The 16,826-nt window shown below is 66.3% G+C and carries 14 protein-coding genes; 6 read left to right on the forward strand and 8 right to left on the reverse strand.

Translation table 11 applies throughout. From position 1 onward, the window contains the following. Nucleotide 1 precedes the first annotated feature (1 nt). The 3 genes from AC13EK_RS02830 to AC13EK_RS02840 all read right to left on the reverse strand — a co-directional run bounded on the left by AC13EK_RS02830 (nt 2) and on the right by AC13EK_RS02840 (nt 2,179). Nucleotides 2-880 (reverse strand): SDR family NAD(P)-dependent oxidoreductase, encoded by an 879-nt coding sequence (locus AC13EK_RS02830; RefSeq protein WP_069337298.1) that lies wholly within the window; start codon nt 878-880, stop codon nt 2-4. A gap of 11 nt (nt 881-891) precedes the next feature. Then, nucleotides 892-1,431 (reverse strand): nuclear transport factor 2 family protein, encoded by a 540-nt coding sequence (locus tag AC13EK_RS02835; protein ID WP_069337297.1) that lies wholly within the window; start codon nt 1,429-1,431, stop codon nt 892-894. 112 nt (nt 1,432-1,543) lie between these two features. Continuing rightward, nucleotides 1,544-2,179: a TetR/AcrR family transcriptional regulator gene (locus AC13EK_RS02840; RefSeq protein WP_069337315.1), complete on the reverse strand. Its 636-nt coding sequence runs from the start codon at nt 2,177-2,179 to the stop codon at nt 1,544-1,546. An 83-nt stretch (nt 2,180-2,262) separates the two neighbouring features. Here AC13EK_RS02840 and AC13EK_RS02845 point away from each other — a divergent pair, with 83 nt between their 5' ends. From AC13EK_RS02845 to AC13EK_RS02870, 6 genes are read left to right on the forward strand one after another with little or no spacing between them, the layout of a single operon-like run. Continuing rightward, nucleotides 2,263-3,387: an acyl-CoA dehydrogenase family protein gene (locus AC13EK_RS02845; protein ID WP_069337296.1), complete on the forward strand. Its 1,125-nt coding sequence runs from the start codon at nt 2,263-2,265 to the stop codon at nt 3,385-3,387. A 12-nt stretch (nt 3,388-3,399) separates the two neighbouring features. Continuing rightward, nucleotides 3,400-4,584, forward strand: coding sequence for an acetyl-CoA C-acyltransferase (locus tag AC13EK_RS02850; RefSeq protein WP_010336219.1), 1,185 nt, complete (start codon nt 3,400-3,402; stop codon nt 4,582-4,584). Nucleotides 4,585-4,606: 22 nt separating this feature from the next. After that, nucleotides 4,607-5,368, forward strand: coding sequence for a 3-hydroxyacyl-CoA dehydrogenase (locus AC13EK_RS02855; protein WP_069337295.1), 762 nt, complete (start codon nt 4,607-4,609; stop codon nt 5,366-5,368). Further along, nucleotides 5,368-6,159, forward strand: coding sequence for an enoyl-CoA hydratase/isomerase family protein (locus AC13EK_RS02860; protein WP_069337294.1), 792 nt, complete (start codon nt 5,368-5,370; stop codon nt 6,157-6,159). Before AC13EK_RS02855 ends, AC13EK_RS02860 begins: the two co-directional genes overlap by 1 nt. Before the next feature lie 3 nt (nt 6,160-6,162). Next, on the forward strand, nt 6,163-7,326 hold the full coding sequence (locus tag AC13EK_RS02865; protein WP_069337293.1) for an acetyl-CoA C-acetyltransferase: 1,164 nt from the start codon (nt 6,163-6,165) through the stop codon (nt 7,324-7,326). Then, a complete protein-coding gene (locus tag AC13EK_RS02870) occupies nt 7,326-8,324 on the forward strand; it encodes an NAD(P)H-dependent flavin oxidoreductase (protein ID WP_069337292.1) in 999 nt (332 codons plus the stop codon). The genes AC13EK_RS02865 and AC13EK_RS02870 overlap by 1 nt, the downstream gene beginning before the upstream one ends. 33 nt (nt 8,325-8,357) lie before the next feature. Here AC13EK_RS02870 and AC13EK_RS02875 read toward each other — a convergent pair whose 3' ends face one another. The 5 genes from AC13EK_RS02875 to AC13EK_RS02895 form a co-directional block, all read right to left on the reverse strand. Continuing rightward, complete coding sequence (locus AC13EK_RS02875; protein ID WP_069337291.1) at nt 8,358-8,702, reverse strand: hypothetical protein; 345 nt, start codon at nt 8,700-8,702, stop codon at nt 8,358-8,360. Nucleotides 8,703-9,045: 343 nt separating this feature from the next. Continuing rightward, nucleotides 9,046-10,662, reverse strand: a complete 1,617-nt coding sequence (locus tag AC13EK_RS02880; protein WP_069337290.1) for an alpha-amylase family glycosyl hydrolase — start codon at nt 10,660-10,662, stop codon at nt 9,046-9,048. Between the two features lie 302 nt (nt 10,663-10,964). Continuing rightward, the gene (locus tag AC13EK_RS02885; RefSeq protein WP_069337289.1) at nt 10,965-12,335 is read right to left on the reverse strand and encodes an efflux transporter outer membrane subunit; all 1,371 of its coding nucleotides are present in this window, start codon (nt 12,333-12,335) and stop codon (nt 10,965-10,967) included. After that, nucleotides 12,332-15,493, reverse strand: coding sequence for an efflux RND transporter permease subunit (locus AC13EK_RS02890; protein WP_010336212.1), 3,162 nt, complete (start codon nt 15,491-15,493; stop codon nt 12,332-12,334). The genes AC13EK_RS02885 and AC13EK_RS02890 overlap by 4 nt, the downstream gene beginning before the upstream one ends. Before the next feature lie 10 nt (nt 15,494-15,503). Further along, a complete protein-coding gene (locus AC13EK_RS02895; protein ID WP_004209097.1) occupies nt 15,504-16,637 on the reverse strand; it encodes an efflux RND transporter periplasmic adaptor subunit in 1,134 nt (377 codons plus the stop codon). Between the last annotated feature and the right edge of the window lie 189 nt (nt 16,638-16,826).

Consider the following 16,826-nt stretch of genomic DNA (forward strand, 5'->3'; position numbering starts at 1 on the left):
CCTATGCCTCCGTCCGCGGGGCGATCGGCTGCCAGATCGGTGCGCCGCGCTCGGCCCGCAGCGACGGTATGGTCTTTCCGTCGACATCGGTGATGCCATAATCCTGCGCCAGTTCGGCGGTGATGAAGGTGCCGCCCGATCGCGCCATGATCGCCGGATCGGCGAGCAGCGCGGCGATCACCCGGCCGGGAAATTCGGGCGAGCAGCCGACCAGCGGATTGGTCACGGTCAGCGCCTTCATCGCCGGATTGGCGGCAATGTTGCGCTGTGCCCGCTCGGTCATGGTCAGCCCCTGCCATAGCGAGAGCGAGGCGACGCCATGGGACTGCAATTCGATCGCCATGTCCCGCGCCATGCGGTCGACCGCCGACTTGGCAGTGCCGAACACGACGCCATAGGTATAGGTCACGCCGACATAGCCCGATATCGCGACGATCAGCCCCGAACCCTGCGGCACCATCATCTGCGCGGCATGGCGCGCCGCGACGAAGTTGGAGCGGACGCCGACATCGACCATGTCCCAGTTGGACAAGGGCTTTTCCCAGAAGCTGCCCGGCACGGTTAGATCCTCGGGGATCGCAAAGGCGTTGTTGACCAACAGGTCGAGCCGCCCCTGTTCGCGCCGGACCTGGTCGAACAGGGCCGCCACCTGCGCATCGTCGCCATGGTCGACCTGCACCGCAATGCCCCGGCCGCCGCGCGCATCGCATTGCGCCGCCGTCTCGCCGACCGTGCCCGGCAGTTCATGGTCGCCCGCCTTGACCGTGCGTCCGGTGACATAGACCGTCGCCCCCTGCTCGGCGAGCGCCAGCGCCATCCCCTTGCCGATGCCCCGGCTCGCGCCGGTGACGATCGCGACCTTGCCGTCCAGCGGTTTCATGATCCTCTCCCTCAGTCGGTTTCGCGCGCGAAGAAGCGCACGCTATGATCGCCGTTCGCGCGGCCGGTGAAATGCGGCGCGCTGAACGCCATGCCCATCACGCCCTGACTCCAGTCGGCTGAGACGCCGATATCCTGCACCCAGTCATAGAGCATGGTGCGCCGCGCGATCCGCCACTGGCCCTCGCGCCGTTCGAAAATGTCGAGATAGCGGCCGCCGATCATGACGTCGCGCTGCGCATCGCCCATGTCGATGCGATGATAGGATTGAACCTGCGTCTCGACCCGCGCCGTGTCGCCCGCCAGATCGATGACGCTCTGCCCCAGCAGATGCTGGGTGCAGAGGATCGCTTCGGCACCGGGCACCACCCAGGCGAGATAAGCGTCGAAATCGCCGGCGAACACGCCATAGTCGGTGCTGCCGTCGGGCCAGCAACAGGCGCGGATCAGGTCGGCGGCGTGCCGGTCCTCACCCCGCGCCAGCCGGGCGAGGCAATCGCGGATCGCCTCCCGGTCCAGCATCGCCTGCAAATGCGTGGCGGCAATCTCCATCCGGCCCTCTCCTTCCCGCCCGTCGCGGCGGGCTGTCTGTCCATGGGCCGGTCATAGGCGCGCGCCATGGCGCGTCGCTTGACCAATTCGGACAGGAGAGAAGCGGGCAGCCTCAGCCGCGCGGGGCGAGGCCCGCAATCAGCAGGTCGACCTGCGCCGCCGCGATCGCCTCGGCGCTCATCGCGCCAGCGGGGTCACGCCAGCGCGCCGCCCAGTTGAGCGCGCCGGCCAGGGTGAAGGCCGCCAGCTTCACGTCGACCGGGGCGATCGACCCGTCCGCCACCGCGTCGGCGATCAGCCCGCGCATGGCCAGGTCGATGTCGCGCTTGCGCGATCGGAACAGGATCGCGCCTTCGACCGACAGGCATTCGTCACCCGTCCGCACCACGCAGGCGCCGAAATCATCCATGATCACCGCGCCATAGCGACGCAGGAAATAGCCGAGCCGGGCCAGGCCATTGCCTTCCCCTGCACGCGCCTCGTCGGCCGCCGCACGCAGCATCTCCAGGCCGCGGGTGACGCATTCGATCAGCACCTGCTCCTTGTTGCCCAGATAATGATAGATGGTCGGCTTGCTGATCCCCAGGCTCGCGGCGACATCGTCCAGCGAGGTCGCATGAAAGCCGCGCGCGTTGAACATGCGCACCGCCGCGCGCAGCACCGCCTCGCGCTTTTCCTCTCGCTCGCGCGCCTTCTCCTCCCGCGTGCGGAAGGGAGACGGGATCGCCACTGCGCTTTTCGCCGACACTCGCTGTTCCTCCATGCCGCCTGTTGACAAGAAATCGCAACAGGCGCAACCTACTCATGAGTATAGGAGAGACGCAAGGGTTTATGCTGACCGAAATCCAGAGCGCGATTCGCGATACCGTCCGGGATTTCGCCCAGGCGACGATCCGCCCGCATTCGGCCCGGTTCGAGGCGGAGGGCGGCTATCCCCGCGCATTGTTCGAGGAGATGGCGGGCCTGGGCCTCTGGGGCATGACCGCGCCGGAAGCCTATGGCGGCGCGGAGGCGGATTCCGTCTCCTACGCCCTCGCTTTGATGGAACTGGCGGCCGCCGACGGCGCCCTCTCCACCATTGTCTCGATCCAGAATTCGATCCTCGTCTCCGGCCTGCTCAAGGATGGCAGCGAGGCGCAGAAGGCCCGCTTCCTGCCCGACCTGATCGGCGGCCGCACCATCGGCGCCTTCGCCCTCACCGAAAGCGACGCCGGCTCCGACGCATCGGCCGTGCGCACCCGCGCGGTCAAGGTCGATGGCGGCTGGCGCATCAGCGGCGCCAAGCAGTTCATCACCTCCGGCAAGATCGGCGGACTGGTGATGATCATCGCCGTCACCGATCCCGACGCCGGCAAGAAAGGCCTGTCCGCCTTCATCGTGCCGACCGACCGGCCAGGCTATGCGGTCGACAAGGTCGAGCACAAGATGGGCCAGGGCGCGTCGGACACCTGCGCGCTGCGGTTCGACGACATGTTCGTCGAGGATGATCTGCTGATCGGCCAGCCGGGCCAGGGCTATCGGATCGCTTTGGCCAATCTGGAGACCGGCCGCATCGGCATCGCCGCCCAGTGCGTCGGCATGGCGCAGGCGGCGCTGGAGATTGCGGTCGCCTATGCCAAGGACCGCAAGAGTTTTGGCAAGGCGATCATCGAGCATCAGGCGGTTGGCTTCCGCCTCGCCGACCTCGCCACCCGGCTGGAGGCGGCGCGCCAGCTCGTCCTGTCCGCCGCCGCGATGAAGGACAGTGGCCAGCCGGCCCTGACCCAGGCGTCGATGGCCAAGCTGTTCGCCTCCGAAGCGGCCGAGGCCGTGGTATCCGGCGCGATGCAGACACTGGGTGGCTATGGCTATCTTGAAGAATTCGGAATCGCGAAAATCTACCGCGATGTCCGGGTGTGCCAGATTTACGAGGGCACGTCGGACATCCAGCGCATGGTCATTGCGCGCAGCCTTTGAAGGAGTATTTCGATGCAGGACGATCCGGTAGTCATTGCGAGCTATGCCCGCACCCCCATGGGTGGGTTCCAGGGCGCACTCTCGGCCGTCAAGGCCACGGACCTTGGCGCGACGGCGGTCAAGGCCGCGGTCGAGCGGGCCGGCGTCGCCACTGACGCCATCGATCGCATCTATATGGGCTGCGTGCTGCCTGCCGGCCTGGGCCAGGCACCCGCACGCCAGGCCGCGCTGGGCGCGGGCCTTGGCCTCAATACCGAAGCAACGACCGTCAACAAGATGTGCGGATCGGGCATGCAGGCGGCGATCATGGCGCATGAGGCGCTGGCATCGGGCGCGGCCGATATCGTCATCGCGGGCGGCATGGAGAGCATGACCAACGCCCCCTATGCCCTGCCCAAGCATCGCAGCGGCGCCCGCATCGGCCATGACCGCATCATCGACACGATGATGATGGACGGGCTGGAGGATGCCTATGAACCCGGCAAGGCGATGGGCGTCTTCGCCGAAGAGGCGGTGCGCGACTATCAGTTCACCCGCACCGATCAGGATGATTATGCCATCCGCTCGCTCGACCGCGCCAATGCGGCGATCGGCAGCGGCGCCTTCGTCCGCGAGATCACGCCGGTCACCGTATCGGGCCGGGGCGGCGACACCGTCATCGACACCGACGAACAGCCCGGCAAGGCCCGGCCGGAAAAGATTCCCGGCCTCAAGCCCGCGTTCGTCAAGGATGGCACCATCACCGCCGCCAATGCCTCGTCCATTTCGGATGGCGCCGCCGCGCTGGTGATGACCCGCCAGAGCGTCGCGGAAAAGCAGGGCCTTAAAGTGGTGGCGAAGGTCGTCGCCACCGCCGCCCATGCCCATGAGCCCGCCAAGTTCACCACCGCGCCGGTGCCCGCGATGCGCAAGCTGCTGGCCAAGGCCGGCTGGTCGGTCGAGGATGTCGACCTGTTCGAGGTCAACGAAGCCTTTGCCGTGGTCGCGATGATCGCCGCCAAGGAACTGGGCATCCCGGCCGACAAGCTCAACGTCAATGGCGGCGCCACCGCGCTCGGCCATCCGATCGGCGCATCGGGCGCGCGCATCGTCGCCACCCTTTTGGGCGCGCTGGAAACCCGCGGCCTCAAGCGCGGCGTCGCCAGCCTCTGCATCGGCGGCGGCGAAGCCACCGCCATGGCCGTCGAACTCGTATAATTCTGCCGGGAGAGGACAGATAATGGATATCAAGGGACTGGCCGCCATCGTCACCGGTGGCGCCTCCGGCCTCGGCCGTGCCACCGCCACCATGCTCGCCGCGCAGGGCGCCAAGGTCGCAATCTTCGACCTCAATGAGGACGCCGGCAAGGCAGTCGCGGCCGAAATCGGCGGGCTTTATGTTGGCGTCAATGTCGCCGACGATGCCAGCGTCACCGCCGGACTCGACACGGCGGAGGGCGCGCACGGCGTCGCCCGCATCCTGGTCAATTGCGCCGGCATCGCCCCGGCCGTGAAGACGGTGGGCAAGGAAAATCTGCCCCATCCGCTCGACAGCTTCGCCAAGACGGTGACCGTCAACCTGATCGGCACCTTCAACATGATATCCAAATTCGCCGCCCGCGCGGCAGCGGCCGAGGAGAGTGACGGCGAGCGGGGCGTCATCGTCAACACCGCCTCGGTCGCGGCCTATGACGGCCAGATCGGCCAGGCGGCCTATTCCGCGTCGAAGGGCGGCGTGGTCGGCATGACCCTGCCGATCGCCCGCGATCTCGCCCAGCACAAGATCCGCGTGATGACGATCGCGCCGGGCATCTTCCTGACGCCGATGCTGGAGGCCTTCCCCCAGCATGTGCAGGATGCGCTGGGCGCGCAGGTGCCTCACCCCAGCCGCCTCGGCAAACCCGCCGAATATGCCCAGCTGGTCGAATCGATCGTCCGCAACCCGATGCTGAATGGCGAGGTGATCCGCCTCGACGGCGCCATCCGCATGGCGCCGCGCTGATGAGCGGGTCGGGCAGCGGCGTGACGCTGGCGATCGCCGACGGCATCGCCCGGATCACGCTGGATCGTCCGGCGGTCGGCAATGCGATCGACCTGCCGCTCGCCCGCGCGCTGCTCGACGCCGCCATCCGCTGCGAGGGCGATGCGGCGGTCCGCTGCGTCGTCCTCACCGGCAATGGCAAGCTGTTCTGCGCCGGCGGCGATGTCGCGCTGATGGGCGGCGCGGGCGCGCAACTGCCCACCGTCCTCACCGAACTCATCGCCACCTTCCACGCCGCCGTCACGCGCCTCGCCCGCATGGCCAAGCCGCTGGTGACTTTGGTCAACGGCCCGGCGGCGGGCGCAGGCTTCAGTCTCGCCATATTGGGCGATGTCGTGCTGGCCGCCCGCTCAGCCCATTATACCGCGGCCTATGGCGCGATCGGCCTGACCGCCGATGGCGGGCTCAGCTGGCTGCTGCCACGCCTCGTCGGCCTGCGCCGCGCGCAAGAGATCATCCTCACCAACCGCCGCATCAAAAGCGAGGAGGCCGAAGCCATCGGCCTCGTCACCCGGCTGGTCGATGATGACGCGCTGGAGGCCGAAGGGCTGGCGCTCGCCACCCGCCTCGCCGACGCGCCGACGGCCGCCTATGGTGCCGCCCGCACCCTGCTGCATGACAGTTTTGACACCGGATTCGAGACCCAGCTCGACCGCGAATTGCGATCGATGGCGGTCGCCGGCGCCGGTGAGGCGCAGGAAGGGCTTGCCGCCCTGCTCGCCAAGCGTCCCCCGAATTTCAGAGGAGCCTGACCCATGGCCGAGGCCTATATTGTCGACGCCGTCCGCACCGCCGGTGGCCGTGCCCGCAAGGGCGGGCTGATCGACGTCCATCCCGCCGATCTGGGCGCCACCATTCTCAACGCGCTGGTCGACCGCACCGGCATCGATCCCGCCGCCATCGAGGATGTGATCGTCGGCTGCGTCAGCCAGGCGGGCGAACAGAGCTTCGCCTTCGGCCGCAACCTCGTCCTCGCCTCCAAACTGCCCGACAGCGTGCCGGCCGTGACGATCGACCGGCAATGCGGCTCCTCGCAGCAGGCGCTGCATTTCGCGGCGCAGGCGATCATGTCCGGCACCCAGGATCTGGTGATTGCCGCCGGCGCCGAAAGCATGACCCGCGTGCCGATGGGCTCCAACTTCCAGCTCCACGCTGCCGCCGGCCTGGGCGACGGCCCTTGGCCCAAGAGCATCCAGAAACGCTATGGCGTCGCCGAATTCAGCCAGTTCCATGGCGCCCAGGCGATCGCCAACAAATATGGCTTCACCCGCGAGGATATGGACGCCTATGCGCTCGCCAGCCACGCCAAGGCAGCGGCCGCGATCGACAGCGGCGCCTTCAAGGCGGAGATCGTGCCGGTGCTGACGCCCGAGGGTATTTTCGACACCGACGACGGCGTGCGCCGCGGCGGCACGATGGAGGCGATGGCCAGCGTCAAGACGCTGGAGGAAGGCGGCACCATCACCGCCGCCAATGCCAGCCAGATGACGGATGGCGCGTCGGGCGTGCTGGTGGCGAGCGAAGCGGCGATCAAGCGCTTCGGCCTCACGCCCCTCGCTCGCATCGTCAACCTGACCGTCACGGCGGGCGATCCGGTCATCATGCTGGAGGAGCCGATCCCCGCCACCCGCAAGGCGTTCGAACGATCGGGCCTGAAACTCGACGATATCGACCTGTTCGAGGTGAACGAGGCCTTCGCCTCCATCCCCATGGCCTGGCTCAAGGCGATCGGCGCCGATCCGGCCAGGCTCAACGTCCATGGCGGCGCGATCGCGCTCGGCCATCCGCTCGGCGCATCGGGCACCAAGCTGATGAGCACGCTCGTTCATGCGCTCAAGGCGCGGGGCAAGCGCTATGGCCTGCAAACCATGTGCGAAGGCGGCGGCATCGCCAATGTGACGATCGTGGAGGCACTGTGATGGCTTTGAAGACGCGTTTCACCGAATTGTGCGGCATCGAACATCCGATCGTGCAGGGCGGCATGATGTGGGTCGGCCGCGCCGAACTGGCCGCCGCCGTCTCCAATGCCGGGGGCCTGGGCATCCTTACCGCCCTGACCCAGCCGACGCCGGACGATCTGCGCCGCGAGATCGACCGCTGCCGGACGATGACGGACAAGCCCTTGGGCGTGAACCTCACCATCCTGCCCTCGGTCAATCCGCCGCCCTATGCGGAGTATCGCCAGGCGATCATCGACAGCGGCGTGACGATCGTCGAGACCGCCGGCCACAAGCCGCAGGAACATGTCGATGATTTCAAGGCGCATGGCATCATCGTCGTCCATAAATGCACCGCCGTCCGCCATGCCCTCTCGGCCGAGCGGATGGGCGTCGATGCCATCTCGATCGACGGTTTCGAATGCGCCGGCCATCCCGGCGAGGACGATATTCCCGGCCTCATCCTGATCCCGGCGGCGGCCGACAAGCTCAGCATCCCGATGATCGCCAGCGGTGGCTTTGGCGACGGCCGCGGCCTCGCCGCCGCGCTGGCGCTGGGCGCGGAAGGCATCAATATGGGCACCCGCTTCTGCGCCACGGTCGAGGCGCCGATCCACCAGAATGTGAAGCAGTTCCTGGTCGACAATGACGAGCGCGGCACCAACCTCATCTTCCGCAAGTTCAAGAATAGCGCTCGCGTCGCCAAGAACAGCGTGTCGGACGAGGTGGTCGAAATCTCGCTGCGCGAAGGATCGGTCTTCCCCGACATCCAGCCCCTGGTATCCGGCGCCAAGGGCCGGATCGCGCTCGAAACCGGTGATCTGGACGCCGGCCTGATCTGGGCCGGCCAGATTCAGGGCCTGATCCACGACATCCCGACCTGCCAGGAGCTCATCACCCGCATCGTCGACGACGCCACCGCCATCATCCAACACCGCCTTGCCGGCTTCGTCACGCCGGAACTGGCGGCAGTAGGCTAAAGCGAAATTTGAGGGAGAGGCGGCTCCTCTCCCTCAATCATATCGGATGATTTCTGCAAAACGGGATGTCGATGGATCGCGGCTTGTGTCCAGATCGACCGAGAGCAGGGTAGCGCCGCACTGTTTCGTAATCTGACCAACCTGCCCGATAAGGGCGGCTATATCTTCTGTGGCTTCGGGCGCCCGCAATTTCGGATAGAGGAAGCCACCTTCGCCGTCGGCAAGATTGACGGCTTCCATCCGGGATAATGCCTCCGCCACCCTATCAAGTGACGCCAGAGAACCCGAAAGATAGAAGGTCAACCATAAGTCGGGCACATCAAAACCCGCTTCTGCCCGCAGGACAGCGACCCGTTCGATGATGTCGGCGATGCTCATATTGAAAATCTAACCCGATTCACGAGCCGCAGCTATCGAAGATCGAGAAGCGCCTGTCTCACGATAAACGTCTGGCGCATCTCCAACAGCCCTGTCCGACTCGCCGCGTCTCTGATCTATCCTCGACGATGGATCGCACCACTGCGCCCTTGATTCCCAACGAACATTCGTGCCCCAACCGAAGCGTGGGCGGTGCGAGGCTGTCGCTTGGCCGGCGCGTCGTCATGACCCGAATGTGCCCCAGGCGTCGCGTCGGTGCGGCGTTGCCGGGGCATGTGGGGCGCATTCGGCCCTTTTGGCCGCACGACACTATATACTTTGCCCGGTGGAACGCAGGTGTGACCTAATCCTGCGCCAGCAGCAGCGCCGCATAGGGCGGCAATGCCATCCCCGGCGCGGCGTCGCCGATCGCCGCGACGATCGTGCCATCGGCCTCCACTTCCTCCGGCCAGGGCGCGGGTGTCGGCGACAGGTTGAAGATGCAGGTCAGCGCCTGATCCTCTGCCACCCGACGGAAGGCCAGGCACTGGTCGTCGGCACGCATGATGTCCAGCCTCCCATGGCGCAACGCCGGATTCGCCTTGCGCAGCGCGATCATCGCACGGGTGAAGTGCAGCAGCGACGCGGGGTCGCCCTCCTGCGCCGCCACCGCCCGCGCGACATTCTCCGCACCCAGCGGCAGCCAGGGCTCGCCATCGGTAAAGCCCGCCTCCGCCGCATCGACCGACCAGGGCAGCGGCGTGCGCGCGCCGTCGCGCGACAGGGTCAGCGGCCAGTTGGCGATCGCCTCGGGATCCTGCAATTTCTCGAACGGGATATCGACCTGGGTTATGCCCAGTTCCTCGCCCTGATAGAGGATGACATTGCCGCGCAGCGCCATCAGCAGCAGCATCTTGAGCCGGGCGAAGGCGGGCTGATCCTCCGGCGCGCACCAGCGCGACAGGGCGCGCGGCGCATCATGATTTTCGAACGCCCAACTGGGCCAGCCCATGCCCGGCTCATCCGGCCAGCGCGCCAGCGTATCGGCGATCAGGCCCGGCGTCAGCGCCGGGGCATAGAGGAAGTTGAAACCATAGGCGCTGTTGAGGTGATCCTCGCCCGCCGTATAGGCCTTCATCTCCTGCTCGGCGAGGTCGCCGCCCACCTCCGCCACGGTGAAGATCGCGCCATAGCGATCGGTGAGGTCGCGGATGCGCGCGACGAAATCGACCACGCCGGGATGCGACTGGCTGTAACGGCGAATCTGATAGTCGAACGGCCGGGTGCGTGGCCCTTCCCCCTCGGGCGCGGGCGGATTGTCGCGCAATTCCAGGTCGTGCATCGCGTGATTCAGCGCATCGAGGCGAAAGCCGTCGACGCCCCGATCCAGCCAGAATTGCATCGCGCCCAGCAGCGCATCCTGCACCGCAACATTGTGAACGTTGAGCTGCGGCTGGCTGGTCAGGAACTGGTGCATATAATATTGCCGCCGCCGCGCATCCCAGGTCCAGGCCGGGCCGCCAAACACCGACTGCCAGTTGTTGGGCGGCGTGCCGTCCGCCCTGGGATCGGCCCAGACGAACCAGTCTGCCTTGTCATTGTCCCGGTCCTGCCGGCTCTGCGCGAACCAGGGATGCAGGTCGGAACTATGGGCATAGACCTGGTCGATCGTGACCTTGATCCCCAGTTCATGCGCGCGCGCCACCAGCGCGTCGAAATCGGCGAGCGTGCCGAAGATCGGATCCACCCCGCAATAATCGGCGATATCATAGCCGAAATCGCGCATCGGCGAGGGGAAGAAAGGCGAAATCCAGATCGCGTCCACGCCCAGCCGGGCGACATGCTCCAGCCGCGCGGTGATGCCCGGCAGGTCGCCAATGCCGTCACCGTTCGAATCCTGAAAGCTGCGAGGATAGATTTGATAGAGGACCGCGCCCTTCCACCAGGGCCGATCGCCTGCATCACGACTGTCGGGAGCCATTTGCGCCACCCCATGTCCCAAGCCTGCGGCGCATCGTGCCGCAGCGCCAGTCTACACGGCGGCGCGCGCAGGTGAAGAACTATGTTGCGGCTGCGAAGGGATCAGGGCGTATGTCGGGATCGCGTCACGCTGGAGATCAGCTGGTTGATGACGCACTCATCCTGCGCGGCGGATGCACAGATGCCGCACAGCCAGTCCAGACACCGAGCCAGAAATGCCATGGCCCTCTCCTTCTTCTTTATGCCCGCAGAATAACAGGATTCGCGGGCCTAGAAAAGCGGGAGAAGAGGGCGGATCGGCGCCTATTGGTCGGCGCCGATCACCCGGTAGAGCAGGATGCGATTCTGCACCGCCGCCAGCTCAGTTGCGATCGCCGACTGCTGCGCGCTGTAGAGCGACCGCTGGCTGGTCAGCGAATTGAGGAAGGTGTCGATGCCCGCGCGATAGCGCTGGTCCGCCAGCGCATAATAACGCTGGTTCGCCGTCACCAGCGCCTGTTGTGCCGCCTGCTGCCGGTCGATCGTGCCGGCCCGCGCCAGCCCGTCCGACACTTCCTGGAAGGCGGTCTGGATCGCCTTCTCATATTGCGCGACATAAAGGTCGCGCTGCGCCTTGCTATAGTCCAGATTGCCGCGCGCCGCCCCGCCGAAGATCGGCATGCTGGCCGATGGTGCCGCCGACCAGGCAAAGCCGCCATCGCTGAACAGCGAGGACAGGGCCGAGCTGGCCACGCCGATCGCCGTGGTCAGGCTGATCTTGGGGAACATCGCCGCCCGCGCCGCGCCGATATCGGCATTGGCGGCTTTGAGCTGATGTTCCGCCTGCAACACATCGGGCCGCTGCAACAGCACGTCGGAGGAGAGGCCGGCAGGCACCTTCGCGGTCGACTGCAACAGGCTGTCGAGCGATTGCGGCAGCAGCGCATCCTCGACCGGCGCGCCGACCAGCAGTTCCAGCGCGTTGCGGTCCTGCGCGACCTGAGTGACATTCGCCTCGATGTCGGAGCGCGCCTGCTCCACCGTGGTTTCGGCCTGATGCACGTCCAGCTTACCGGCCAGGCCCGATGTGTTCAGCGTCTGCGTCAGTTTCAGGCTGCGCTCCGCGCTCGCCAGCGTCTGGCGCGACAGCGCCAGCAACTCCTGGTCCGCCGCCATCGTCGCATAGGCGCTCGCCGTCTCGGCGATCAGGGTGATGCGGGTCGACCGCATGCCTTCCTGCGTCGCCAGATAGGATTCCAGCGCCGATCGGGTCAGATTCTTGACCCGGCCGAACAGGTCGATCTCGAACGCGCTGAAACCGACATCGGCGCTATAGCTGTTCTGCCGATTGTCATTCTGGCGACTGAAGCTCGCCGCCGCGTCACCCGTGATCGTCGGCAGCTGCGCCGCCCGCTCGACTTTGTACTGCGCCCGCGCCGACTGGACATTGGCCAGCGCCACCCGCAGGTCGCGATTATTGGCCAGCGCCCGCTCGATCACGGTCTCGAGCCGCGCGTCGCCGATCAGCGCGGTCCAAGGCAGGCCCGCAGGCTCGGCGCTGGCCGGGGCATAGGCCTCACCCGTGGGGAAGGCCGGCGCCACCGGCGTTTGCGGCCGGACATATTTGGGCGCCATGTCGCACCCGGCCAGCACCAGCGCCGACAGCGGCATCATCATCCATGCAGCGCGGGTCATGCGGGCACTCCGTCCACGGGCGGTTCCTGGGCCGGCGGCTCGCCACCCGGCTTCTTCTTGTCCATGCCGAACAGGCGGGCGATCGAGACGAAGAAGAGCGGCACGTAGAAGATCGCCAGCACCGTCGCCGTCACCATGCCGCCGACCACCGCCGTGCCGATCGCGACGCGGCTCTGCGCGCCAGCCCCAGTGGCGATGGCGAGCGGAATGACGCCCGCGATGAAGGCCAGGCTGGTCATCAGGATCGGACGGAAGCGCAGCCGCGCCGCCTCCAGCGCCGCTTCCAGCGCATTGCGACCATTGCGATGCGCCAGTTCGGCAAACTCGACGATCAGGATCGCATTCTTCGCCGCCAGACCCATGGTGGTCAGCAGGCCGACCTGGAAGAAGATATTATTCTCCAGCCCGCGCAGCGTCACTGCCAGCACCGCACCGATCAGGCCGAGCGGAATGACCAGCAGCACCGACAGCGGGATCGACCAGCTTTCATAGAGGGCCGCGAGGCAGAGGAAGACGACCAGCACCGACAGGCCATAGAGCAGGGGCGCCTGTCCGCCGGACAATTGCTCCTGATAGCTGAGGCCACTCCAGGCATAGCTGGTGCCGGCCGGCAGCTGCTTCTGCAGCGCCACCATCCGGTCCATCGCATCGCCCGAGCTGGCGCCCGGCGCCGACTGGCCCTGGATCTCGAAGGAGGACAGACCGTTGAAGCGCTGCACGCTGCTCGGCCCCATCACCCAATGGCTGGTGGCGAAGGCGGAGAAGGGCACCATCTCGCCGGTCGTGCTCGACCGCACCATCCAGTTGTCGAGATCGCTCGGCAAGGCGCGATAGGGGGCGTCGGCCTGCATATAGACACGCTTCACCCGGCCGCGATCGACGAAGTCGTTGACATAGGTGCTGCCCCAGGCGGAGCTGAGCACATCGTCGACATTGGCCTGGGTCAGGCCCAGCACGGTCAGCTTCTCGGTATCGATGTCGATCTTGAGCTGCGGCGTATCCTCCAGCGAGGCCGCACGCACACCTGCCAGAACCGGATCCTGCTGCGCGGACGCGATCAGCTGGTTGCGCAGCTCCAGGAAGCGCTCACGGCTGAGGCCGCCGCTGTTCAGCAGTTCGAAGGTGAAGCCGTTGGACTGGCCCAGGCCGCGGATCGCCGGCGGGGTCATCGCCAGCACCTTGGCATCGCGGATCGCGCCCAGCTGCTTGGTCGCCCGATTGGCGATCGTGCCGGCCTCGTTCGTCTTGCCCTTGCGGTCGTCCCATGGCGCCAGGTTGATGAAGCCCTGGCCGACATTCTCGCCCTGCCCCTGGAAACTGAAGCCGGTCATGATGAAGGCGAAGGCGACATTGTCCTTCTCGTCATTGAGGAAATAGCTCTGCACCTGGTCGATCGCCGCATTGGTGCGGCTCGATTTGGCGCCGGACGGCAGCGTGACCTGCACCATCACCTGGCCCTGATCCTCGACCGGCAGGAAGCTGGTCGGCAGGCGCATGAACAGCACGACCAATATACCCAGCACCACCACATAGAGGCCCCAAAAGATGCCCCGCTTGCCGATCACGCCCTGGGTGCGGCGGACATAGCCATTGGTCAGCCGCTCGAACCAGCGGTTGAACTTGCCGAACCAGCCCTTCTCGCGATGCGCCTTGTCGATCGGCTTCAGCATGGTGGCGCACAGGGCCGGCGACAGGATCAATGCGACCACGACCGACAACAGCATCGACGACACGATCGTGATCGAGAATTGGCGATAGATGACGCCGGTCGATCCGCCGAAGAAGGCCATGGGCAGCAGCACCGCCGACAGCACCAGCGCGATGCCGACCAGCGCACTGCCAATCTCCATCATCGACTTGATCGTGGCGTCGCGGGGCGACAGCCCCTCTTCCTCCATGATGCGCTCGACATTTTCCACCACGACGATCGCGTCGTCGACCAGCAGGCCGATCGACAGCACCATGCCGAACAGGGTCAGCGTGTTGATCGAATAGCCGAACAGCGCAAGGATGCCGAACGTGCCGAGCAGCACGACCGGCACCGCGATCGCGGGCACCAGCGTCGCACGCCAGCTCTGCAGGAAGACGAACATCACGATGACGACCAGCACGACCGCCTCGATCAGCGTCTGCACGACTTCCTCGACCGACAGCTTGATGAAGGGCGTGGTGTCGCGCGGATAAACGATCTTGTAGCCGTGCGGCAGGTTGCCACCCAGTTCGGCGACGCGCGCCTTCACCAGCTCGGCGGTCTTGAGCGCGTCGGCGCCCGGCGCCAGCTGCAACGCCATGCCTGATGCCGGATGGCCGTTGAGGCGCGCACTGGTGGTATAGCTTTCATTGCCCAGCTCGACGCGGGCCACGTCGGACAGGTGGACGACCGACCCGTCGCTCTGCGTCTTCACCACGATATTGCGGAACTGGTCCGGCGTTTCCAGGCGCGCGCGCGCCGTGACGGTGGCGTTGATCTGCTGGTTCGCCGGTGCCGGATCGGCACCGATCTGGCCGGCCGACACTTCGATATTCTGGGCCTTGATCGCCGTTTCGACGTCCGACGGCATCAGCTTGACCGCGGCCAGCTTATAGGGGTCCAGCCAGATGCGCATCGCATATTGCGATCCGAAGATCTGGGTCGCGCCGATGCCGTCGATACGGGCGATCGAATCCTGGAAATTGTTGACCAGATAGTCGGCAATGTCCGCCTGGGTGGCATTGTCGGTCTCGTCATAGAGACCCACCAGCATCAGGAAGTCGGTCTGCTGCTTGGTGACCGACAGGCCCTGCTGCTGCACGGCGCTGGGCAGGCGGCTCAGCGCCTGCTGCACCCGGTTCTGCACCTGCACCTGCGCGGTGTCGGGGTCGGTGCCCTTCTGGAAGGTGACGGTGATGCGCGACTGCCCCGTCGATGTCGACGAGGAGGAGAAATACATGAGCCCGTCGATGCCGGTCAGCTGCTGCTCGATGACCTGGGTGACGCTGGTCTCGACCGTTTCGGCCGACGCGCCCGGATAGGTGGCGCTGATACCCACGCCCGGCGGCGCGATGTCGGGATATTGGGCGACCGGCAGCGACAGCATGCCGCCCAGGCCCGCCAGCATGATGCCGATGGCGATGACCCAGGCAAAGATCGGCCGGTCGATGAAAAAGCGGCTCAGCACCGGGCCTCTCCTACTTCTTCGCCGCGACGGCGACGGGCTTTACCTTGTCGTCGGGCTGGACCTTGTCGGTGCCCTCAACGATCAGCCGGTCGCCGGCCTTCAGGCCTGCGGTGATCAGCCATTTGTCGCCGATCGCCTGCGCGGCGGTGACGGTGCGGCGCTCGACCTTGTTGTCCTTGGTCACGACCAGCGCGGTCGCATTGCCCTTGGCGTCGCGGGCGATGCCCTGCTGCGGCGCCAGGATCGCGCCGGGGACGACCGACTGCGGCGCCACGACGCGCACGAACATGCCGGGCAGCAGCATGCCGTCGGGATTGGGGAAGCGCGCGCGCAGCGTCACCGTGCCGCTGTCGACATCGACGATCGGCTCGGCAAATTCGATCCGCCCTTCCAGCGGATATTCGCTGCCGTCGTCCAGCTTCAGCCGGATCGTCGCGCTGGCCGGCAGCGTCTTGCCCGCCGCCAGCGATCGCCGCAGCTGCAGCAGCTGGCTGCTCGACTGGGTGACGTCGACATAGATGGGGTCAAGCTGCTGGATCGTCGTCAGCGGATCGGTCTGGCTGGCGGTCACCAGCGCGCCGGGGGTGAAGAGGGTGCGGCCGATCCGGCCGCTGATCGGCGCACGGACCTGGGTGAAGGTCAGGTTGACATTGGCGGTGTCGAGCGAGGCGCGCGCCTGGCCCACGGCGGCCGCTGCCTGGCGCGCCGTCGCGATCACATCGTCGCGGTCCTGCGCGCTCACCGCCTCGGTATCGCCCAGGCCGCGATAGCGCTGCGCCTTGGCCTGTGCCGCCACCGCCGTCGCCTGCGCGCTGACCAGCGCCGCCTGCGCCTCGTCGCGCGACGCGCGATAGAGCCTCTCGTCAATCTGGTAGAGCGGCTGGCCGGCCGTCACCATCGATCCTTCGGTGAACAGCCTTTTCTGGATCACGCCGGTGATCTGCGGCCGGACTTCCGACTGCATGGTCGACACGGTGCGCGCCGGCAATTCGGACGAGACGGTCACATTCTGTGCCGCCAGCGTCACCACGCCCACTTCCACAGGCCCTTTCTTTGGCGCCTTTTCCTGTCCGCAAGCGGTGATCAGGATGCATAATGCGATCGGTGCGACCCGGAGGCTCCGGAGCTCTGCGAAAATGGGCATGGCTTCACATCGTTACCGCCGGCAGGCAGCGCCGACGATCGCCTGATCGCGATTTGAGGCGTATCCTGCTAGACCAAGTTGATATCCTGACGCATCATCATGTCGCGCGACATCCGAACGCGTATCGCTTTGTATCGCCCTGTATCATCCCCGGTAGAGGCACAGACTTTTGCAATATCCGCCGCTAGA

The sequence above is a fragment of the Sphingobium sp. L-44 genome (assembly GCF_056859495.1).